Raw genomic sequence first — 237 nt, 5'->3', positions numbered from 1 at the left:
AGGCGCTGTCACCCACGGTGGCGTCGCCACGTGCGGTCAGGCCGTCTTCGTCCGTTACCGTGACATTGACCGCCGGCAGGTTGCCGCCGCCGTTGACGTGGGCCGCACCTGCGTCGGTCAGAGTGACGGTGCCGGTGATCGCGTCGATGGCGTAGTAGCCGTCGGCGTTGCTGCCCTCGGTCAGGCTGTAGCGCAGCGCCGCGTTGTCACCGTCCGGGTCGTTGCCCTGGCTGGTCG

At 69.6% G+C, this 237-nt stretch carries 1 protein-coding gene; it reads right to left on the bottom strand.

Annotated elements, in window-relative coordinates:
• Positions 1-237, bottom strand: a 237-nt coding sequence (locus HW452_RS17485; protein WP_224107357.1) for a hypothetical protein, incomplete at both ends; no start/stop codon positions are given.

Origin of the sequence: Vreelandella aquamarina, assembly GCF_020075495.1 — a bacterium.
GTDB lineage: Bacteria > Pseudomonadota > Gammaproteobacteria > Pseudomonadales > Halomonadaceae > Vreelandella > Vreelandella aquamarina_A.
The sequence above is the reverse complement of the archived record's forward strand: the minus strand, read 5'-3'. Positions and strand labels throughout refer to the sequence as shown.